Genomic DNA, 22,056 nt, shown 5'->3' on the forward strand with positions numbered 1-22,056 from the left:
TGTCGAAAAATATTTTTTGGACACCCCTGAGGGGCCGAAAAGCCTTGATAAATCAACATTTCTAGAGGGAGGAGAAGATGATGATTGCGAATCTCGTCATTGGCGGTGCGATTTTCTCCTATGCTGGGTGGACGCTAGTCCGTCACGTGAAAAAAAGCGCCAAAGGAAGATGCGCTGCATGCCATGCGGCCGACCGCTGCGCTGGCAGCTGCGGACCAGAGCGGCAATGATCGGCAGGGAAAACGGATTCCTGATGGTGATCGGAATCCGTTTTCTTGATTGTTCGACGGAAGGCGTTCCTGTTGTCTAAGTGGGTGGTGAAAAACGGCCGTCACACACGAATCGGCGGCGTTTTCATTCAGAAAAGAAAGCTTGCTCTGCAAGGTTTCTCTAATTGAGAAACGGATAAAATCGGTAGTATTTTGCCCTCAATCACCAACCTTCTAGATGCACATTACACTGTTTTGTCGCTTTTTTTTTTGCGAAAAACAATGAAGCCAAGGGAAATAAGACGATATTTATTAAAATTTTTTCACAGTTAGGACGAATAGCCTATTTACATGGGATGAAAAAAACGGTAAAAATAGAAGTGAAGACGTTGGTTTTAGAAAAGATAGAAAATTCGGTGTATAAGGGGACGGCGTTATGGTTTACGATGGAATCATCTTGTCGTTGTTGATCGGCTGGTTTCGCGGCGGCAGCTTGAAAGGGCTTGCTACTATGAAACTGCGCGGCGGTTGGTTGTTTCCACTGCTGCTGGTGGTGCAGATGGTCATCTTTTTCCTTCAGGAAGACGTAACATGGATCGCGAAAATAAGCAATGAGATTTTTCTTCTCGTCTACATCACCGGGCTTGTCTTTTTATGGCTCAACCGCCATCAGCCAGGATTTTCAGTGATTTTCGCCGGCGTGTTGCTCAACTTTATCGTGATGGCTGTCAACGGCGGGCGAATGCCGGTATCCGTCGAAGCTGCACAATTTCTTGGCCGCGAATACATTGAAGCGTTAAAAGCCGGTCTGTACGGCAAGCACCAAGCGATCACATCGGACACGTTGCTGCCGTTTCTCGGCGACATCATCCCGCTGTCTCCGCCGTACCCGCGCCAACAAGTCATCAGCATCGGCGACGTTGTGATGAACGTAGGGGCGTTCGTCTTTATCCAGCATCTGATGCTCAGCGCACCGCGGCATCGAGCAGATGATGCTGAGAAAGAAACCACGACCGCTCCTGCGATCAACAAATAAATCTAATTTTTAAGGAGGAGAAGAAAATGAAAGTCAAAGCAAAACAAGTGTTGATCAATCTCTTTATCCTCGGTTCGGTGATTGTGGCGTTGACGTCGGGTTATAGATTTGGAAGCTAAAATCACCCTCTCTTTTTTTCCTTTTTGTATAAAGATTATAGAAATAAAAATGTGAGTGATTATTATTATGAATTTTACAGTAAAATGGCAAGGTAAAGTATATCTGTGTTTCATTACTCTAATAACGCTATTTATTTTCTGGGCGGAGGATGTTTTTGTGACTCAATCTCTTAGAGATTGGGTTTTTGTCTATATTCTATCATCGGCAGTTCTTTTACTTAGTTACTTTTCAATTCATCTTCCGCCAAAAGATAACTCATTTTCTATGGATTCGGCCATTTATTTAGCTGTTGTATTTTTATATGGTATTGATATGGCACTAAAGGTTTTGTTTATCAGTATTTTAGTAGAATTTTTATATAAGCGGAAAATGGAGTGGTGGAAGCACTTATCCAATTTCTCAATATACTCATTAATGATTGCTGGATCATATTATTCCTTTCTATTTTTTGGTGGGGATATTGGTGAAATTAGAACAGATAATCTGTTTCCTTATGTGGCTAGTTTGTTAACATACTTCATAGTAAATATAACTTTAATCTTTACTTTTTTCTTTTTTTTAGGGCGCGTTTATAGAGGGGCATTTAACTTAGGGGTGTTGCTAGAATCAGTAGTAGGTTATTTAGTAACTTTAATATTATCTTTAGTTTTAGCCATCTTACTTACCAAGGAACAATATTTTGGACTATTTTTATTTACTATATTAGTTATTGTATTTTCAGTTGTTTTTCGTAAATTTTTATACTTACACCAATTAGTATCCAACCGTGCCAACAAAGACCACCTCACCGGTCTTTGTAACCACGGCTATTTCAAAGAAACGCTCAAGCAACAGTTCTCCGACTGCAAGGTGCTGAAGCAGCCGCTGACGTTGGCGTTTCTTGATCTGGACGATTTTAAAAAATATAACGATCGCAACGGCCATTTGCAAGGGGATCGGTTGTTGACGTTTTTTGGAAAGCTGCTGCAAAACGCGGTAGAGGGGACCAACTTTACGGTTGCCCGCTATGGCGGAGAAGAGTTTGCCATTTTGATGCCCAATACCATAAAGGACGAGGCGTACGTGTTTTTAAACCGGCTGCGCAAGGAAGTGAACGATACATATTTTGAAGGCGTTGAGCATATCCCGTACCGTTGTTTGTCGTTTTCGTGCGGCATCGCCGAGATGGAAAAGGATATGTATGAAAGCGAGGAGCTAATTCATCGAGCCGATCAGGCGCTCTATTATGCAAAAGCGCAAGGAAAAAATAACGTGCAGCTGTACGATAAGCATCATATGAGATTGGATGAAATTCGTTTTAAACAAGATTTGGAAGCGCTCGAGCAACAAGTGAAGTTTTTCCTTTCAAAAGATGTGTATACATACCGCCATAGCAAACGAGTGTTTAAATATGCGCTTGAGTTTGGCAGCCGTCTCAGCGAGTTGACTGACCATGAGCGGCAGACCTTGATCTTGGGGGCGCTGATTCACGATATCGGCAAAATCGAGGTGCCGCGCGATATCTTAAATAAGCGCGGAAAGTTGGAAAAGCATGAATGGGAAATTATTAAAAAACACGTGACGTGGGGACGCGAAATCGTAGCGGAGGAGAAGCGGTTTGATGACCTGCTTCCGCTGATTGAGCTTCACCATGAGCGGTATGATGGAAGAGGATATCCGTACGGGCTGAAAGGGGAAGAAATCCCAAAATTGGCCCGCATTTTGTGTATTATCGACTCGTTTGACGCCATGACGACGGAGCGGCCGTATCAGCCGACGAAAACGTTTGAAGAAGCGCTTGAGGAAATCAAACGTTGCGCGGGGACGCAGTTTGACCCGGTATACGCGGCGAAGTTTATCGCGTTTGTTCGTGAACATTGTTTGCCGCTGATGGAACTGCAACAGTTGGAGTAGAGGGAGGCACTTGCCGATGGCAAGTGTTTTTATTTTTTCGGAAGCGGTTTGCCCTCCACTTGACCATGAATTATGACCGTTTGCCAATAGGATGTCCGCCGAAAGTTTCCAGTGGTAGTTAGAAGAACATCGGTTTGGAAACGGAATGTTGATTGATTTTGATTGGTTTGTTTTTATTTTTGATTGATATTGATAGAAATTGAATGTTTTTGATTGATTTTTTCTCGCCTTTGGCGTATGATAGAGCTGTAAGCGATATCGCCCTTCACGGGAGGTGGGAACGTGTTGACCGAAGAACGCCACCGCCTCATTTTGGAGCTTTTGGCGCAAAAAGGGGTCATCAAGCTGCAAGAGCTCGTTGACGCGACCGGAGCGTCGGAGTCGACGATTCGCCGCGATTTGACGCAGCTTGAAAACGAAAAGAAGCTGCGCCGCGTGCACGGCGGGGCGGCGTTGTTGCAGCAAAAACGTGAAGAGTTAAGCGTGTCGGAAAAATCGCTGAAGTATATCGAAGAAAAACGGCGAATCGCCGCCTATGCGGCCAGCTTGGTGCAAAAAGGGAACTGCATTTATTTGGATGCGGGGACGACAACGTGGGAAATGATCCCGCACTTGGCGGGCAAAGAAGTTACTGTTGTTACGAACGGTGTGATGCATGTCGAGCGGTTGCTTGAGCATAACGTGACGACGTATTTGATTGGCGGCATGATCAAGCCGAAAACGAAGGCGTTGATCGGTCGCGGCGCTATCGAGTCGCTGCGGCAGTACCGCTTTGACCAATGCTTCATCGGCGCCAACGGTGTTCATTACGACTACGGGTATACGACGCCGGATCCGGAAGAGGCGTTGGTGAAATATACGGCGATGCAGCTGGCGCAACGCGCGTATGTGCTGGCTGACCATTCAAAGTTGAATGAAAGCGCGTTCGCGAAAATTGCCGATTTGCATGAGGCGGTTTTGATTACCGATCAGTTGGATGAAGATTGGCAGCAGTGGTATGAGGCAAAAACGACGGTAGAGGTTGTGACATCATGATTTACACGTGTACGCTCAATCCATCGGTTGATTATATTGTCCATATGGATGAACTGCGCGTCGGTGAACTGAATCGCGCTTTGAAAACGTTGACATTTCCGGGTGGGAAAGGCATTAACGTGTCGCGGGTGCTCAAACGCCTCGGCGTCGACAGCACGGCGCTCGGGTTTGCCGGCGGATTTACCGGCGCGTTTATCGAAAGTGAGCTCCGGAACGAAGGGATCGCGTGCGATTTCGTTCACGTTCCCGGCCCGACGCGCATCAATGTGAAGCTAAAAGCCGGGCTTGAGACGGAAATTAACGGTCAAGGCCCGGTGATCTCCAGCGAGGAGGTGAGGCGGCTGATCGCGAAAATCGCAGCGCTTTCCGCCGGTGACGTCCTTGTGTTGGCGGGAAGTGCCCCGCCTTCGTTGCCAGTGGAGGCATATGAACAGCTGGCTGCGGAGGCAGCGAAGCGGCAGGTCCGTCTTGTCATCGATACGAGCGGACCGGCGCTCCGGACGCTGCTGGCGTATCAGCCGTTTCTTGTCAAGCCGAACCATCATGAGCTGGCTGAGCTGTTTGGCGTCTCTGCACTGACGAAAGAAGAAGTCGTCATCTATGGCCGCCGTTTGGCCGAGATGGGCCGTCATGTCATTGTGTCGATGGGCGGCGCTGGCGCGTTTTATTTTGGCGAGGAGGCGGAACTGTTTGCCGAAGCGCCCGAGGGAACGGTCCGAAACTCGGTCGGGGCAGGCGATTCGATGGTCGCCGGGTTTTTAGCCGCCCACGCGAGCGGAAAATCGCTCGAGGAAGTGTTCGCCTACAGCGTGGCGGCCGGAAGCGCGACCGCGTTTTCCGAGGATTTATGCACGAAAGAAGAAGTGAAAACGCTCGTTGGTCGCGTCCGCGTCGCGCGTTTATAACCGGAAATCAAGGGGGATCACACAATGAATATCACTGATTTGTTGACGAAAGAAACGATCATTCTTCATCTTCAGGCGAAGACAAAGAGCGAAGTGATTGATGAGTTGGCGGCGAAGCTCGCCGAAGCGGGAGCGATCAGCGATGTCGAGGCGTTCAAACAAGCCATTTGGGCGCGCGAAAAGCAAAGCACGACCGGCGTCGGGGATGGCATCGCCATTCCGCACGCCAAAACAGCGGCGGTCAAGCGCCCAGCGGTGGCGTTCGGCCGTTCAGTCGCCGGCATTGATTACGAGTCGCTCGACGGCAAGCCAAGCCATTTGTTTTTCATGATCGCCGCGCCAGAAGGTGGGGAACAGACGCATTTGCAGGCGCTGGCCCGATTGTCTTCGCTGCTGATGGACGCGTCGTTCCGCGCCAAGTTTGAAAACGCTTCAAGCGAAGAGGAAGTCATCGGTTTGCTGGCGGCAAAAGAGAGCGAAGGAAATGCATCGTCGCCGCAGGCCGCATCGGCTGGCAGCGGCCGGAAGGTGCTTGCTGTCACCGCCTGCCCGACCGGGATTGCCCATACGTATATGGCGGCGGATGCGCTGAAAGCGAAAGCGGCGGAAATGGGAGTGGCGATCAAAGTCGAGACAAACGGCTCCGACGGCGTGAAAAACGCGCTGACGGCGCAGGAGATTGAAGAGGCAACGGCGATCATTGTCGCCGCCGATAAACAAGTCGAAATGGACCGCTTCGACGGCAAACGCGTCATTCAAGTGCCGGTCGCCCAAGCGATTCGTCAGCCGGAAAAGCTGATCGAGCAGGCGTTGCGTCAAGACGCACCGATTTATCGGGCGAGCGGCCAAGTCCAGGGCAGCGCGGAAGCGGCGAAGCCGCGCACCGGTTTTTACAAGCATTTGATGAACGGTGTATCGAATATGCTTCCGTTTGTCGTCGGCGGCGGGATTTTGATTGCGCTTTCCTTCACCTTTGGCATTAAAGCGTTTGATCCGCAAGATCCGTCGTATCATCCGTTTGCGAAATTGTTAAAGGACATTGGCGGCGGCAATGCGTTTGCGTTAATGGTTCCTGTGCTGGCCGCGTTCATCGCCATGAGCATCGCCGACCGGCCAGGCTTTGCGCCGGGGATGGTCGGTGGGTTTCTGGCGGCGAACGGTGGGGCGGGGTTCTTGGGCGGATTGATCGCTGGCTTTCTGGCCGGGTATTTGGTCGTCGGGCTGCGCCACCTGTTCAGCCGGTTGCCGCAGTCGCTGGAAGGGATTAAACCGGTGCTGCTCTATCCGGTATTCGGCATTTTTCTCACCGGCGTCATCATGATGTATGTCGTCATCGATCCTGTCAAGGCGTTGAATGAAGGGCTGAAACATTGGCTTTCCGGCATGGGCACCGCCAACTTAGTGCTGCTTGGCGCGGTGTTGGGCGGCATGATGGCGGTCGATATGGGCGGACCGATCAACAAAGCGGCGTATACGTTTGGCTTGGCGATGATTGAAGCGGGCAACTTTGCGCCGCATGCAGCGATTATGGCTGGCGGGATGGTGCCGCCGCTCGGATTGGCGCTGGCGACAACGTTCTTTAAAAAGAAATTCACGAAAGCGGAGCGGGAAGCCGGAAAAACGTGCTATATCATGGGGGCTTCGTTCATTACCGAAGGGGCGATTCCGTTTGCCGCCGCGGACCCGGTGCGGGTCATTCCGTCGATTATCGTCGGCTCGGCGGTGGCGGGCGCGTTGACGATGTGGTTCCATATCGGGTTGCCGGCGCCGCACGGCGGGATTTTCGTCATCCCGATCGTCAAAGGCAGCGCATGGCTTTATATGTTGGCTATTTTGATTGGTTCCATCATCACGGCATTGATGGTCGGGCTGTGGAAAAAAGAAGTGGAAGAATAATAGAAGAGGCGTTTCGCCAAAGGCGGAGCGCCTTTTTTGTTATGGAGTGCATTATTTTCTTACCAAATTTTCATGACAATGGTCATTTTCCATGATAAAATGAACGGTTGTAAATGAGAGGAGAACCCATGATGAACACGTTCTTGCAGCTGAATACGATTTTTCTCAGCCTATTGATCGAATCGTTGCCGTTCGTTGTGCTCGGGGTGTTCGTTTCCGGCGTCATTCAAATGTTTGTCAGTGAAGAGACCGTCAAGCGATGGGTGCCGAAAAACCGCTTGTTGGCCATTGTTTCTGCCACGTTGCTCGGGGTGTTTTTCCCTTCCTGCGAATGCAGCATCGTGCCGATCACTCGGCGGCTCGTCGCGAAAGGGGTGCCGCTTTACGCGGCCGTGCCGTTTATGTTAACGGCGCCGGTCATCAATCCGGTCGTACTGTTTTCGACATATATTGCTTTCGGAAGCAGTTGGACGATGGTATTGTGTCGAGCTTTGTTTGCTTGCGCTGTCGCGGTCGCGGTCGGCGCCGTGGTGGCGATCTGGCATAAAGGTGGCGAGTTGCGCGACGAGCGGCGCGAGCTGTCACCGATGCCCCGCACGTGGAAAGAGAAACTGATCGGCACTCTGCGCCATACGATCGATGAATTTTTTGCGACCGGGAAGTATTTGATCATCGGGGCGTTCATTGCTTCGGTGATGCAAACGTATGTGAAAACGTCAGCGCTTGTTTCGATCGGCAATGGGAAAGCGGCGGCTTCTTTGGTCATGATGGCGCTTGCCTTTGTCTTGTCGCTCTGTTCGGAAGCGGACGCGTTTATTGCCTCGTCGTTTCAAAGCACGTTTCCGTTTCACGCGTTGGCCGCGTTTCTCGTTTTTGGGCCGATGCTTGATGTGAAAAATACGCTCATGTTGTTCCAGTCGTTTCGCGCCCGATTTGTGTGGAAGCTGATTGCTTATATCACGTTGTTCGTGTTTGCCGGTTCGCTGTTGATCTAGCAAGGAGGTGGCGGCATGATTCGCATGTATCTTTTGCTTGGGTTTGCGTTTTTGTTTTTTCATTTGTACATTACTGGAGAGTTGAGCCAATACATTAATATGCGATATTCGTATATTTCGTTTAGTGCGATGATTATGTTTGCTTTTTTAACGGTTGTGCAATTTGTGCTGGCAAGCCGCAACGAGGAAGCGCGCGATCATGGGGAGGAGTGCTGCGGCCATCACCATCATGAGCCGTCCGCGCGCTGGAAGCGGGCGGTCCATTACCTTATTTTTGTTTTTCCGCTTGTTTCCGCCTTCTTGTTTCCAGTGGCGACGCTAGATTCTGATATCGTTCGGGCGAAAGGAATCCATATTCCCGGGATGGCGGCTGACAGCGGCGACCCGTTTGCCCAGCGGCAGTTTTTGCGTCCGGATTCGAGCATGTATTATGGACGGGACGATTATCAAAACGCCATGGACAAAGAGTTAAAGAAGTATCGTCGTCTCGCTCGCTTAGAGTTGAATGAGCAAAACTATTTAAATGTCATGGAAACGATTTATCAGTTTCCCGGTGCATTTGCCGCCCGCGACATTGAATTCACCGGGTTTGTTTACCGTGAGGAAACGGCGCGCGCCAATGAGGCGTTTCTCCTTCGCTTTGGAATCATTCATTGTGTGGCCGATTCCGGAGTATATGGGTTGCTTGTTCAGTTTCCAAAGGCGGTGCCGCTGCAAAATGATGAGTGGGTTCATGTGAAAGGCACGTTATCGACTATGTATTACCAGCCATTTCATCTGACGCTCCCGTATGTCAAGGTGACGTCATGGAAGCGGGTGGAAAAGCCGAAGGAGCCGTACGTATATCGTCAATTCAATGAATAAGAGCGGGCCGCGGACGGGATGGCCCGCTCTTCTCCGTGAATCCCCCGCCCGCGGCGCTGTTGCGCGTGACGATCATTATGTCTGTTGTTTTTCCGTAGTTTGACTGGGCGCACGGATGAATGAGACGGTCGCCAACGCTTGGGTAGTATCGATTACCTCGCCGAGCCTCAGGCAAAGCAGGCGGGCATCGTCCAGCTCGCGCCGCTGCCATTCGGCCCATAGGCGGTCAAGCGCCTCTTTTGGCGTATCGTCGGCGAGGCGGAACGTGCCGTAATGCATCGGCACGAACAGGCGGGCGCGGCAGTCCAAAAACGCCTGCACCGCTTCTTCCGGTGTGGTGTGCTGCGGTCCCATAAACCATTCCGGCTCATACGCGCCAATTGGCAAGAGCGCATAGTCGATGGAAAAGCGTTCGCCGATGTCGCGAAAACCGCGGAAATAACCGCTGTCACCGGCGAAGTAGATGGTGGGGGCGGCGTCTGCCTCGATCACCCATCCACCCCAGTGTGAGGTGTTCGTGTCCCACAACGTCCGCCGTGTCCAATGTTGGGCGGGAACGAACGTCAAGGACAGACCGCAGAAAGACGCCGTTTCCCACCATGACAGTTCGGTGACATGGCGGTAGCCGCGGCGGCGGAATAGGCGGCCGAGCCCCTCGGGCACGAACATGTGCGGGTCGCCGGGCAAACGGCGGAGGCTGCCGAAATGCAAATGGTCATAATGGCCGTGGGAAATGAGCACGACGTCAACAGGCGGCATCTTATCAAGCGGCACACCCGGGGCCGACAGGCGTTTGGCCGTTCCCATCCACTTCGCCCAGACAGGATCGGTGACGATCGTAATGTCGTTCATCTGCACGATGAATGTCGAATGGCCGATCCAACAGAGCTGGGGCCGTCCGTTCGGCTTCTGAAGCCGCTCATATTGAGCGGGGGAAACATGCGGTACGACGTATGACAAATCTTTTCGTTTTTGTTTTCGCTCCTGCTGCCAGCGGCGAAAGTCGGCCCATGTTTTGTGCGTAGATACATTGTCTAAATTTTCGTATCGTTTCGGCATCGTGGTCCTCTCCTTGTTTTTGCGCTATGATTAGAGTAGCAAACCTTTCTTTTCAATACAAAATGTTTGCCCAGGCAGGGGGGGAATGTATGCTTCGTTCGTTTGCAATCTGCACTGCCAAGCGGGATGAAATGATCGACATTACTTCATTCGTCGAGGAGACGGTGCGCCAGGCTAATGTGACCGAAGGGGTCGCTGTTGTCTATTGTCCGCACACGACGGCGGGAATCACGATCAACGAAAACGCGGATCCCGATGTTAAGCGCGACATGATGCGCCGCTTTGATGACATCTATCCGTGGGAGCATCCGCTTGATCGCCATATGGAAGGAAACACGGCCGCCCATATGAAAGCGAGCACGGTTGGCGCCTCGCAGCACGTCATCATTCACGAAGGCCGGCTGCTGCTTGGACGGTGGCAAGGGGTCTATTTTTGTGAATATGATGGGCCGCGCCAACGGACGTTTTACGTGAAAGTTATCAGGGGATGAAACCATAATTTTATTATGTAAACATTAAAACAAGGAAAAAGGATAGCTGAATCATATCGTCAGCCAATGGGAAAAAGCATAGAAAAGCCCCCGGGCCATCATTGCCCGGGTTTTTCTGTTGGCAAACAGCCGGTTGGTGTTGCCATCTTACGCCAGCGTCGTTAAAATGAGCGGTCCGTTTTTCGTAATGGCGATCGTATGTTCATATTGCGCTGAATACGAGCCGTCGATCGTCCGCGCCGTCCAGCCGTTCGCATCCATTTTGCTTTGCCATGCCCCCATGTTGACCATCGGTTCGATCGTGATGACCATCCCTTCCTTTAAGCGCATCCCTTTTCCTTTTTCACCGAAGTGGGGGACGTACGGCTCTTCGTGGATCGTCGGTCCGATGCCGTGCCCGGTGAAATCGCGGACGACGGAAAAGCCGTGCGCTTCAACATACGTTTGAATGGCGTGGCCGATGTCGCCGATTCGATTGCCGAGAACCGCTTGTTCGATCCCTTTATAGAGCGACTGTTCGGTGACGTCAAGCAGCTTTTTCACGTCTTTGTCAACCTCGCCGACGGCGTACGTCCAGGCGGAATCGGCGAGCGCCCCGCGCCAGTTGACGACAAAGTCGATCGTGACGATATCGCCTTCTTTCAGCGGCTCATTGCGCGGAAACCCGTGGCAAATTTCATCGTTAATGGAAGCGCATGTCGCATACGGATAGCCGCGGTATCCTTTTTGTTCCGGTTTGGCGCCGTATTTAGCCAAAAACGTCTCGACGAACCGGTCGATTTCCATCGTGGTCACTCCCGGTCTGATCCGTTTGGCGATTTCTTGATGGCAGGCGGCCAAGAGTTTCCCCGCCTCGCGCATCAATTGAATCTCCCGTTCGGTTTTGACGTGAATCATGCAACTGTCTCCTTTTCCTCGATGTGTTTCGCTTCGATAGTATTGTAGCAAAAAGAACGGTGATGTGAAACCGCGGCGATTTGTTCTAAATGGAAAGAAGGCTGGTGACCGAAAGGGAAGGACCGCTCCCCGAGATCGTTTCGCCAATCTTCTCTGTCACAAAGCGGCAAACAGCTGCTTTTCCTTATCGGAAATCGTTGCGGAAGAAGGAGACGGAGCGAGCGGCAAATAAATCGACACCGTCGTCCCTTTATGTATCTCGCTTTCGATTCGAATCGTGCCGTTCATCGATTCAATGATGCGGTAGACGACCATCATTCCAAGGCCGGTGCCTTTGATGCCCTTCGTCGTAAAGTACGGCTCGCCCAACCGTTCGAGCTGTTCTTTCGTCATGCCGACGCCGGTGTCGGCGATGCGGATGAGCAACCGCCCTTGTTCAACAGAGACGTATACGTGCAAAATTCCGCCGTTGGGCATCGCTTCAATAGCGTTTTTCATCACGTTGAGCAAACATTGGCGGAATTTTTCCCGTTCGCCGATGACGGAAAAAGGGGCGAGCGTTGCCTTAACGTCAACGCAGCTCATGTTCGCCAGCGGGCGGATGATGTCGATGACCCGCTCGATTTCGAGCTTGACGTTCAGTTTCTCTGGTGTTTCCGGCGCCGGTTTGGCAAAGGTTAAATAATCGGTGATGATCGCTTCGGCCCGATCGAGCTCTTCCATGGCGATGCGCGCGTACTGGCGGCGCTTATCGGCGGCAAGCGGCTGCTCTTCGATCAGTTGGATAAACCCGCGCGCCGCGGTGAGCGGGTTGCGGATTTCATGAGAGATGGACGCGGCGAGATGGGTGATGGCCTCCATTTTCTCGGCGCGAATAATCCGCTTGCGCAGCGCGATATTATGGTGCACCATTTCTTGAAACAGACAGGCGACGGCCATGCTGGCCGGCTGCATAAGCAAAAAAAGGAGTGAGACGGAAAGCGGGGGACGGTCCGGAGTGTTGATCCACACCGTCAAGATGGTCGTCAACAGGCCGGAAGCAAAGCTGAGCGCTGTCGCCAGCAGCGTTCGCTGTTTGGTCGGCAGCCGTACAAACGTTTTTGTCAATACACTGCTTGCCGCTGCGATGGCGATGGACACGAGAGCATTGACCAGCACGCCCGCTCCGCCGAATAGGGAACGATAGACAATCGCCGTGCACGACAAAAACGCTGCCGCTCCTGCTCCGCCATACAAACTGCCAAGCCAAAGAGGGATTTGCCGCAAGTCGAAAATAAAGCTGCTTCCCGCCCCGACAGGCAGGGTCATGCATAAAACGATCACGGCGGCGTAACAAGCCGTCGGCAAGTAAAGGCGGAGGCGCTCCGTCCCCTTTTCTCGCTCCATCCAGAATGGAACGAGAAACACCGGTAGGAGAATGAAGAATACGTTGAGCAAAAAATCTTTGAAAATACTGATCATCGCGGCACCTTCTTTCCATCGTCAGCTGCATAGCCGAAATTCTACAAAAACTGCGAATATACTACATTGTAACCGGAAAACCAGTAGGATGTTAAGGCGGATTTCGTAGCCTTTTTTTGATATAAATCTTGTTTTTTCGACAAAAAAGGTTCTGATTTTTCGCTTCCGTTTTCATCTAAAAGGGCGGTGATTTAAGGAAACAGGCCGCTTACTAGCCTTGTTTTTCCAATAGAAAAGCCCTGTCGCACCCAAGATCGGCTTTCAAACGCTCCCCTGTTGTTTAAGAGAAACAACCGTTTTTCACCAGCCTTCTAAAAGCAAGCTGATATGGTATAAAACGACGAGCGATCAGCAAGATGTCGAATAAAAATGCCATGTATCATAGGTAAAAAGGGCTGTTTTTGTGAAAACAGTCTATTTCCTCTTGCGGTTGTTTTTTTAGGGAGCAAACATTCGTTCACGGATCTTTGGAATGGTGCGCAAAACCGTTCGGGGCGTTTCGGTCTCGTTTCTTGCATAGGCAGGGGCGATTTTTTTAGAATGAAAACGACAACGGCTAGACGATCGGAGGGAAAACGGATGCGTGGCAAACGAATTGCGTTGTGCGCCTCACGCAAACTGGATGAGATGACGACTCTTATTGAAAAGCAAGGAGGAACGGCCGTCATTCGCCCGGCGCAAGGAACGGTATTGGCGAAAGGAAACGAGTTGGGGGAAGAAATACGAACCACCATTGCGATGCGTCCGGACTGGATCGTGTTTACGACCGGCATTGGATTTGCGGCGCTTTGGGAAGCGGCCGAAAGAGAAGGGATCATCAACGAGTGGAGGCGGGCGATCGAGAATGCTTGTGTCGCCGCCCGTGGCTATAAAACGGTAACGGCGTTGAAACAAATCGGCGTCACCCCGGTGGCCGCAAGTGAGGACGGGACGACGAAAGGGGTGATTGCTGTTCTTCGCAGGCACGACTTTGCGAACCAAAACGTGGTTGTGCAGCTGTACGGCGACACGGCTCCGGCGCTTCGCCAATTTTTTCTTGAGCGGGGCGCGTCCTATACGGAACTGCTTCCATACCGGCATGTCGCTCCAGATGAAGAGACGCTTGAGACGCTATACAACGAAGTGGTCGGTCGCGAGGTCGATGCTGTCTGTTTTACCTCGGCGATGCAAGTCCGTTTTTTCTTTTCGTTTGCCCGCGAGAAAAAAGAGATCGCCCCGCTGCTTGAGGCGTTCGGCGCCGATGTTGTCGCCTGCGCCGTCGGCAAAGTGTCAAAAGAGGCGTTGGAAGAAGAGGGAGTCCATCGCGTCATCGCTCCCGAACATGAGCGGATGGGGGCGATGATCGTGACGCTTGCCCGTTATTTTCAACAATCGATCGCGTTTTGAGCGCTTTTGCTTCTGGGTGTGATATCGGTCATAACGGTCATCGTGCCGCCCACGGTATAATGGAGGCAACGCCTCACGATGCGCCAAAAAACGAACAAATATTCTTTGTTATGGTATAATGGGGAAAACGATGGAAGTTTGAGGGGATGTTTGTTGCGATATTCGAGTCATGTTATTGTTTCCTTATGCTTGGGGGCGGCGGCGACGGCGTATACGGCGCTTCCGTTTACCGCGGCTTATACGGCGGGGCTTGCCATCGGCAGCCTTCTTCCTGACATTGATGAGCCGTCGTCGTATGTCGGCCGCCGTTCGTTCGGCGTCGCGGGGAAAGTAAAAGAAGCGTTCGGCCATCGCGGGATGACGCATTCGCTCATCGTCTGGGGGGTGCTTGCCGCGCTTGTTTGGCGCGAATCGGCGTCACCGTTTGCCGCCGGGGTCGTGCTTGGCTATTTGCTTCACATTATCGAAGACTTTTTTTCCGTCCAAGGGGTGCCGTTGTTTTGGCCGTTTTCGTCCAAACGGTGGAAAGTGCCGCTCTATCGGACGGGAAAAGGGATGGAAAAGCTGTTCGTGGCCGCTGCGTGGGTCGGCTTCGTTTATTTGGGCGTCAGCGGGCTGTTTTACGAATGGTGGCGGTCACTTTTGGCCATTTGGTAATCAATTCGAAAAAGGAAAATGGGACAAAACGGCGAATCACCTATGTGGACAGCTAAAAATGGACAGGGGGAGAGGGGAAAATGAGCGAACAATATCCTGTATTGCCTAGCGCCGAGCCGTTTTACGCCGAAAACGGGCCGGTCGGGGTGCTGCTATCGCACGGATTTACGGGCACGCCCCACAGCATGCGCCCGCTCGCTGAAGCGTATGCGAAAGCCGGTTATACCGTTTGTCTGCCGCGTTTAAAAGGGCATGGGACGCACTACGAAGACATGGAGCGGACGACGTTCCACGATTGGATCGCCTCGGTCGAAGAAGGATACGAGTGGCTGAAACAACGGTGCTCAACCATTTTTGTCACCGGATTGTCGATGGGCGGGACGCTCACGCTTTATTTGGCGGAACGGCATCCGGAAATCCGCGGGATCGTGCCGATTAACGCCGCGGTTGACATCCCGGCCATCGCCGCTGGAATGGCGGGCGGTGGTGAGGTGCCGCGGTATCTTGACTCGATCGGATCGGACATAAAAAACCCCGATGTGAAAGAGCTGGCGTACGAAAAAACGCCGACGGCATCGCTCCTTCAGCTCGTCCAATTGATGGAGCGCGTGAAAAACGAACTCGGGCGCATCACCTGCCCGGCGCTGATTTTCGTTTCCGATGAAGACCATGTCGTGCCGCCCGGGAATGCTGATCTCATCTTTCAAGGCATTCGTTCGTCAGAGAAGGAAATGGTCCGCCTTCACAACAGCTATCATGTGGCAACGCTCGATTACGATCAGCCGCTCATCATTGAACGATCGCTGCAGTTTTTCGCCAACCATGCCGGTTGAGCGGCCAGCCTATGGCCGGTCCTGTTCAAAACGGGGCCGGCTATTTGTTTTTTGTCGTTATTTTTGTGAAAAAATAGATGGTCGTTTCCGAAAAATTCGTCTAAACTTATAGTATAGTAGAAGTGGATAAGCCTAATTTCGAAAAGGAGCTCCGACTTTATGAATATAGAACGCATCCGTTTGCTTGTTCAGGAAAAGAAAATCGTGGACGCTCTCGCCGAAGTGCGGCCGCAGCTAGAAAAAGCCGAACCGTTCGGATGGCGGTCGTTATTGGCGTCATGGGACAGCATTGAACCGTTCCGGGCGCTCGTCCGGCTGTTTGATTATGCGCTCATGTACCGTCATAGCGGGATTGTGGCCCGCTATGCCCATCGCCGGCTGAACACGTTGCAGACGTTGGCTTGGGTGTGCGATGAGTGGCTGGACAGCCGGCGGCCGCTCGATGTCGAAGAGGCGCTGGCGCCGCGCCTAGCCGAAGCGTTGGATGGGCGAACCGCTGAGCCGCAGGAGGCGGTGGCGCGGGCGGCGTTTGTATTCGTGCGCGCGCTGCTCGATATGCAGCGGATTGATGAGGCGCGGGAATGGATGGAAGTGGTGGCCCGCTATGAGACAGCGTCCATGCATGATAAATGGGGGTATTTTTATATCGAGGCCGGCGACCGGCAGAAGGCCGAACAAGTGATTCGGGCCGGGCTGGACGATCCGGAGCGCGGCGACCTATGTCATTTGCTTCTTGCCGATTTGTATGCGCTCGATGGGCGTCATCATGAGGCGCTAGCCGTCTTGGAAGAAGGCCGGCGGCGCTTTCCGCAAGTGCTGTCGTTTTACGCGGAGCGCGTGCGTCGGCTTCGCGATGTGCGCGCCCACCGTGAGGCGTTGGCGGCGATGGAGGAGCTTGACCGCCTGAATCCGTTCCATATGCATCGCCGTTATTTCAACCATTTGCGCGCTGAACTGTACTATCAGCTCGGGGAATGGGAGAAGCTGGAGTCGTTGGTGAGCGCCGTGCCGCAGCTTGAGAAAACGCCGTACGCCCGCGCGGTGGGGAGAACGAACGAGCGGGCGGTCGTGCTGCCGCTTGTTCCGGTCGTGCAAAAGCATAACTATTGCGTGCCGGCGAGCGTCGAAATGATGCTTCGCGTCCTTGGCGCTCCGCGGACGCAAGATGAGGTGGCCGAACAGATTTTTGATGTGCGCGGCTCCAAATTATCGACGACGGTTCATTATCTCGAAGGGCTTGGATTCGTCTGCCGCTTTTTCATCGGTTCGCCTGCGCGCTGGAAGCGGCTTATTGATGAAGGGATTCCCGTGCTTTTAAGCGTTGATTATGAGCAGTCGTCCCATGTGCAAGTGCTGTTCGGCTACGATGAGCGGCTTGAGGCGTTTTATGTGCAAGACCCAAACGTCTTTGAACCGTTTGTAGTTTCGGAAAACGAGCTCGAAAAATGGTACGCGGGAACACATTATTTGTCGATCGTTGCGCTTCCCCGGGAAAAAGCGGCGCTCGCTGCCGAGCTTCCTGACGAGGAGGACCGCTATTTCCGCGCGCTCCACGCTTTTGCCGAAAAAATGGATGAAGATGAACGAGCCCATTTCGCGGCGTTTGTCGCTTTTTTGCGCCGTCATGAGCACATTCCGTATACATGGCTGTATGTCATGAAACATTTTAGCAGCGACGAGGCGAAACCGCTCGTGTTGGATTATACGGAGCGGGTCTTGACCAAGTATCCTGAGCACGACGATTTGCGGCTGGTGGCGGCGAAAGCATACGTGTATGCCCAAGAGATGGAACGGGCGGAACAAGCGCTCAAGCAGGCAAAAGGAAAAAGCCAAAGCCCGCTCTATCATTACTTGCGCGGCCGCATCGCCTTTTTCGCGAGCCGCTATGAAGAGGCGGCCCGCTATTTCCGCGCCTCGCTCCAGTTGGATCCAGACCAGCCCGAAGTGTGGAGCTATTTGGCGCTTGCTTTGGCGTATGCCGGCCGTACGGAGCGGGGGCTTGTCTGTTCACAAGTGGCCGTCCGCTTGTATCCGGGCGATCTGTTTATTGAAACGAATCATGGTGTGTTGCTGTTCCACGCCAAGCGCACGGCTGAGGCGCGCGCCTGGTTTGACATGCTTGTGCGCCGCGAACGGCGCGATGCCCAGCTTTGGTATGAGCGAGCTCGCTGCGATATGGAGCTTGGCCGCCGGCGCAAGGCGGAGCGCGGGTTTTGCGTAGCTAAGGCGCTCGATCCGCGCGAACCGCATCCATATGGGATGTTAGCCGATTTGTATCATGAAGCCGGTGAGCGTGAAAAGGCGAAGCAGCTGCTGCAAGAGGGGATTGCCGCCGCCGAACGGCCGGCGCCGCTTTACGTTCGGCTTGGCGATTTCTATATCGATGAAGGGGAACCGGAAAAAGCGGCCGCCTGCTACGAGCAGGCGCTGGCTTTGGATGAGGATGACGTGTTCGCCCATCTCGGACTGGCCTCGGCTTTGGCGGAGCGGGGAGAGCGAGAGGCGGCAAGACGGCGCGTGGCTGAACTATGCACCCGTTTTGCCAACAACAGCGAGTATTGGCTGAATGCGGGCAAGTGGCTGATGGCTTACGGCTTCGCCGATGATGAAGAGGGGCGAGCGACGGCGCTCGCATGGCTTGAGGAAGGGCTGCGCCTCGCTCAGTTTGACGTGGAAGAGGCGTACGAGTTTTACATCAGACAGCTGACTACCCCGTCGCTCACAAGACGCGGCCTCCTGTTTTTGGAGCGGCTCGCTGCCGACCGTCCCCGCCTCGCCGCGGCTCGCTGCGCCCTCGGCGTTCTTTATGAGCGGCAACATCGGCCGGCTAAGGCTATGGCCGCATACCGCGAGGGCGCTGCCATGGGTCACTCGCTTTCGCTGTTCCGTCTCGCCGAGCTGTGCGCGTCGCTTGGGCGTGAAAACGAGGCGAAGCAGCATTACGAAGCGTGCCTCCGCGCCGATCCGTCCTTTGCCCTTTGCCATTTTCGGTTGGCTGTGTTATACGGAGGGGAAGGAAAGGAAGAAGAGGAGCGCGCCCATTTGCTTCAAGCGGTCCGCCTCGCCCCGCTGCGCGCCGATATCGAATCGATGGCGGCGCTCATCGAACCGTCGGCGCTTCTTTCGGCGTTGGCTGATGCCCGCCGGCAGGCTGGGGAGGCGTGGTATTATGACAACCTCGGCTACGTATATGGTGCGCTCGGGCAGAACGAGCGGGAGAAGGAAGCGGTGGAAAAGGCGCTCTCGCTCGCTCCGCACGATCACGAGGCGCTTCACCATTACGCCAAAGTGATGATAAAGGAAGGAAAAGCGAAAGAAGCGATGGAGATGCTCGAGTCGTTGATCGTCGAGCAGCCGGGCGATGAATCGCTGTATGTTACTTACCTCGCCCTGTTTCCGAAACATGGGCGCGGCTTGGCGCAGCTGCGCCGCCGACTGGAGCGTTTGCAGGCCGACCGCCAGCGAAAAGGCGCGATCTATGTGCGCGCTGCCGCAGCTCTTCTTCCCCACTGGGAAGAGGAGTTAGGGAGGATGGATGAAATGCCCGGGCGGTGGTGGACGAAAATGAAGGCATGGGTCGGGAAGTTTTCGTTGTTTTCCGCCATTGTTGATTTGTACGAAGAGGCGATCAGCCTTGACCGCGAAAACCTGGAAGCATATGCCGAGCTGGCCCGCTTTTATGCGGCGGTTGAACTGGAGGACGATGCCGCGAAAATGTGGCGCAAGGCGCTGGCGCGCGGCGAGGAGCCTGAATTGGCGCGGGAATTTGTCAAGCATTTGTTGGCGGCTGACGACGCCAACCAACGTCAAGAGGCGCAAACATGGCTCGATCGGCTGCGCGCCGATGATCCCGATGATGTCGAGCTGCGCGTTTTGCAGGCCGTCGTTTGGCTTCAGGACGGACGGCAGGAACAAGCCGAACGGCAGTTGCAGGCGATCGTGGCGGAAGAGCCGCTCTCCCGTGGCGCGCTCTTCCTGCTTGCCGAGCGATATGAGGAAACAGGGCGCTGGCAAGAAGCGACAGCGCTTTGGGAACGATACGCCGATTGGTATTCGGAAGACGGGGAGTGGCATCTGCACCTCGCCGCGATGTACGAAGAAATGGGGCGTCTCGACAAGGCGCTGGCCGCCATCGACCGGTGCGTTCGTGCCAAGGAAGATGTCCGTCTTCAGTATGAGCGCGCTCGCTATCTTGCTCTGCTTGGACGTTTCGATGAAGCGAAGCGGGAACTGGACCGGGTTCTTTCCGACGATGAGAGCGGGGAGTGGGCGGCGTTGGCGGCCGAGGAGCCGGCTTTTCAGCGCATGGCTCGGGTGTGAGCGGCGGCCGTGTGAGTAAAATAGTTGTTGTGACGTTCAGAAAGGACTTCCGACGAGGATTGGGAACTTTTGTTTTTCAAACTTTTCTTTTGCCGAGAAGTTTGCTATTGTGAAAAGAGAGGTTAAGGGAGGTGAACGGGACGGATGGAAGCGCCGATCGAATTATTCGTCTATATGTCGCTTGTCGGGGCATTGTGGATGATCGTAAAAGGGCATAAGGGCGCGCGTCGGAGAGCCGCTTCGCTGTTTTGTGAGCCAATGTTGGCCTCTGTTCGCGAGCAAGGGGCGAATGGGAGCGCCATGGGCGCGGCGCTTCCATCGCGCCCGCTGTTTTTGCCGCGGCGGCGAAAAATCCCGATGCGGGAACAGGCCAGCCGAACGGATGAAGATGGAAGGCCCTCTCCTTGATGAACGCGCATCATGTTTGGACAAGATCAAGGAGGGCTTTTCATGAAGAAATGGATCATGATTTTATTGGGCGCTGTTTTGCTTCTTTCCGGTTGCAGCCGCAACGAACCGATTGACGAACATAGTCAAGGCATTTGGAACCATTATTTTGTCTACCCGATGTCGAAGCTTTTGTTGACGCTTGGCCATTGGTTTGGCGACAACTACGGCATTGCCATTATCGTGCTGACGCTCATCGTCCGCTTTTGCTTGCTGCCGCTCATTTTGAAGCAGTTTCGCGCCTCGCTCGCCATGCAAAAACTGCGTCCGGAATTGTTGAAGCTGCAAGAAAAATATAAAAGCAAAGATCCGGAAACGCAGCGCAAGCTCCAACAAGAAATGATGCAGCTGTATCAAAAACACGGCGTCAACCCGGCGAGCGGCTGCCTGCCGGTGCTCATTCAAATGCCGATTTTTATGGCGCTTTATTATGCGATTTCGCGGACGCAGGCAATCAAAACCCATTCGTTTTTGTGGGTCGAACTCGGCCATCGCGATCCGTATTTCGTTTTGCCGGTATTGGCGGCGTTGACGACGTTCATCTCACTCCGCCTGTCGCCATCGATGACCGAAGAACAACTGCCGCAAATGGCGATGATGTCATACATCATGCCGGTCATGATCTTTATCGGCGCCAGCTCCGTCCCATCGGCGCTGTCGCTCTATTGGGTCGTCGGGGGCTGCTTCTCGATCATTCAGTCGCTCCTTTTGCGCAGTCAGCTGAAAACGGCGAAAGCGGCGGAAAACAACTAGCCCGCATCCCCTGTTTGCTTTCCAAACCAAAAGCAGGCAGGGGATGTGTTTGTTAAATTACCTCCCCTCTAGAAAATCGCTGCAAAGATGATTCGGACAAAAAAGCCATAAGGGAAGGCTCGATGGACTCGCTCGTTGATGGCTTCTGCTTGCCCAAATTTTGCATGTTGGAGTAGAGTAAAAGTATAGCAGTGCCAATGTACAATCTGATCGACAAATACACGGGAGGGATGTTGATGGAGAGAGCACTGATCATCATCGACTATACGGTCGATTTTATCGCCGATGACGGTGCGCTCACGTGCGGCAAACCGGGGCAGGCAATCGAGGCCGAACTGGTGCGCGTGACGAAACAGTTTATAGATCATGGCGACTTTGTCGTGTTTGCCATTGATCAACATACGGCAGGGGATCGTTACCATCCTGAATCGAAGCTGTTTCCGCCGCACAACATTGAAGGGACAGAAGGCCGAAAGCTGTACGGAGAGCTTGAAGCCGTCTATGAGGCGAACAAGCATAAAGACCATGTGTACTGGATCGACAAAACGCGCTACAGCGCATTCGCCGGAACCGATTTGGAGATCAAATTGCGCGAGAGAGGCATTACGGAAGTGCATTTGGTCGGCTGCTGCACCGATATTTGCGTTCTTCATACGGCCGTCGATGCCTACAACAAAGGGTTTCGCATCGTCGTTCACCGGCGGGCGGTCGCGAGTTTTGACCCGGCGGGACACGAGTGGGCGCTTCGCCATTTTCGCCATACGTTGGGCGCGGAAATAGTGGAATAATGGCGAAAACG

At 53.3% G+C, this 22,056-nt stretch carries 19 protein-coding genes; 16 read left to right on the top strand and 3 right to left on the bottom strand.

Translation table 11 applies throughout. The features are described 5' to 3' along the window. The first annotated feature begins 80 nt into the window (after positions 1-80). The 8 genes from B4113_RS19320 (at position 81) to B4113_RS01250 (ending at position 8,953) form a co-directional block, all read left to right on the top strand. On the top strand, positions 81-230 hold the full coding sequence (locus B4113_RS19320; RefSeq protein ID WP_108209760.1) for a FeoB-associated Cys-rich membrane protein: 150 nt from the start codon (positions 81-83) through the stop codon (positions 228-230). 415 nt (positions 231-645) lie between these two features. Continuing rightward, on the top strand, positions 646-1,245 hold the full coding sequence (locus tag B4113_RS01220) for a DUF5317 domain-containing protein (protein WP_033021550.1): 600 nt from the start codon (positions 646-648) through the stop codon (positions 1,243-1,245). Positions 1,246-1,431: 186 nt separating this feature from the next. Next, on the top strand, positions 1,432-3,258 hold the full coding sequence (locus tag B4113_RS01225; RefSeq protein ID WP_033843815.1) for a diguanylate cyclase: 1,827 nt from the start codon (positions 1,432-1,434) through the stop codon (positions 3,256-3,258). A gap of 282 nt (positions 3,259-3,540) precedes the next feature. After that, positions 3,541-4,293 carry a DeoR/GlpR family DNA-binding transcription regulator gene (locus tag B4113_RS01230; protein ID WP_033843816.1) on the top strand — a complete coding sequence of 251 codons (753 nt, stop codon included), beginning with the start codon at positions 3,541-3,543 and terminating at the stop codon, positions 4,291-4,293. After that, the gene (gene pfkB / locus B4113_RS01235) at positions 4,290-5,198 is read left to right on the top strand and encodes a 1-phosphofructokinase (RefSeq protein ID WP_033843817.1); all 909 of its coding nucleotides are present in this window, start codon (positions 4,290-4,292) and stop codon (positions 5,196-5,198) included. The genes B4113_RS01230 and pfkB overlap by 4 nt, the downstream gene beginning before the upstream one ends. A 24-nt stretch (positions 5,199-5,222) precedes the next feature. Beyond that, positions 5,223-7,094, top strand: a complete 1,872-nt coding sequence (locus tag B4113_RS01240; RefSeq protein ID WP_033843818.1) for a fructose-specific PTS transporter subunit EIIC — start codon at positions 5,223-5,225, stop codon at positions 7,092-7,094. Positions 7,095-7,222: 128 nt separating this feature from the next. Beyond that, positions 7,223-8,089, top strand: coding sequence for a permease (locus tag B4113_RS01245; RefSeq protein WP_033843819.1), 867 nt, complete (start codon positions 7,223-7,225; stop codon positions 8,087-8,089). A gap of 15 nt (positions 8,090-8,104) precedes the next feature. Next, positions 8,105-8,953, top strand: coding sequence for a TIGR03943 family protein (locus B4113_RS01250; RefSeq protein ID WP_033020731.1), 849 nt, complete (start codon positions 8,105-8,107; stop codon positions 8,951-8,953). Positions 8,954-9,028: 75 nt separating this feature from the next. Here B4113_RS01250 and B4113_RS01255 read toward each other — a convergent pair whose 3' ends face one another. Beyond that, complete coding sequence (locus tag B4113_RS01255) at positions 9,029-10,012, bottom strand: MBL fold metallo-hydrolase (RefSeq protein WP_061912124.1); 984 nt, start codon at positions 10,010-10,012, stop codon at positions 9,029-9,031. 89 nt (positions 10,013-10,101) lie between these two features. Here B4113_RS01255 and B4113_RS01260 point away from each other — a divergent pair, with 89 nt between their 5' ends. Further along, a complete protein-coding gene (locus B4113_RS01260) occupies positions 10,102-10,503 on the top strand; it encodes a secondary thiamine-phosphate synthase enzyme YjbQ (RefSeq protein WP_033020733.1) in 402 nt (133 codons plus the stop codon). Between the two features lie 147 nt (positions 10,504-10,650). Here the strand turns inward: B4113_RS01260 and map are convergent, their stop codons facing one another. Then, entirely contained in the window at positions 10,651-11,400 is a 750-nt protein-coding gene (gene map / locus B4113_RS01265; RefSeq protein ID WP_033020734.1) for a type I methionyl aminopeptidase, read from the bottom strand. A gap of 156 nt (positions 11,401-11,556) precedes the next feature. Further along, entirely contained in the window at positions 11,557-12,861 is a 1,305-nt protein-coding gene (locus tag B4113_RS01270; RefSeq protein ID WP_033020735.1) for a sensor histidine kinase, read from the bottom strand. Positions 12,862-13,440: 579 nt separating this feature from the next. Between B4113_RS01270 and B4113_RS01275 the strand changes: the two genes are divergently transcribed. The 7 genes from B4113_RS01275 to B4113_RS01305 all read left to right on the top strand — a co-directional run bounded on the left by B4113_RS01275 (position 13,441) and on the right by B4113_RS01305 (position 22,045). Continuing rightward, the gene (locus tag B4113_RS01275; protein ID WP_033020737.1) at positions 13,441-14,247 is read left to right on the top strand and encodes a uroporphyrinogen-III synthase; all 807 of its coding nucleotides are present in this window, start codon (positions 13,441-13,443) and stop codon (positions 14,245-14,247) included. Positions 14,248-14,400: 153 nt separating this feature from the next. After that, positions 14,401-14,904 (top strand): metal-dependent hydrolase, encoded by a 504-nt coding sequence (locus B4113_RS01280; protein ID WP_033844904.1) that lies wholly within the window; start codon positions 14,401-14,403, stop codon positions 14,902-14,904. A gap of 80 nt (positions 14,905-14,984) precedes the next feature. Next, entirely contained in the window at positions 14,985-15,737 is a 753-nt protein-coding gene (locus B4113_RS01285; protein ID WP_033843825.1) for a carboxylesterase, read from the top strand. A 159-nt stretch (positions 15,738-15,896) separates the two neighbouring features. Next, a complete protein-coding gene (locus B4113_RS01290) occupies positions 15,897-20,057 on the top strand; it encodes a tetratricopeptide repeat protein (RefSeq protein ID WP_033843826.1) in 4,161 nt (1,386 codons plus the stop codon). A gap of 144 nt (positions 20,058-20,201) precedes the next feature. Beyond that, entirely contained in the window at positions 20,202-20,465 is a 264-nt protein-coding gene (locus B4113_RS01295; protein ID WP_033843827.1) for a hypothetical protein, read from the top strand. A gap of 42 nt (positions 20,466-20,507) precedes the next feature. After that, complete coding sequence (yidC, locus tag B4113_RS01300) at positions 20,508-21,257, top strand: membrane protein insertase YidC (RefSeq protein WP_033020747.1); 750 nt, start codon at positions 20,508-20,510, stop codon at positions 21,255-21,257. 236 nt (positions 21,258-21,493) lie between these two features. Further along, positions 21,494-22,045: a cysteine hydrolase family protein gene (locus B4113_RS01305; protein WP_033020830.1), complete on the top strand. Its 552-nt coding sequence runs from the start codon at positions 21,494-21,496 to the stop codon at positions 22,043-22,045. Positions 22,046-22,056 lie beyond the last annotated feature (11 nt).

This window comes from Geobacillus sp. B4113_201601, from assembly GCF_001587475.1.
Classification (GTDB): Bacteria; Bacillota; Bacilli; order Bacillales; family Anoxybacillaceae; genus Geobacillus; species Geobacillus icigianus.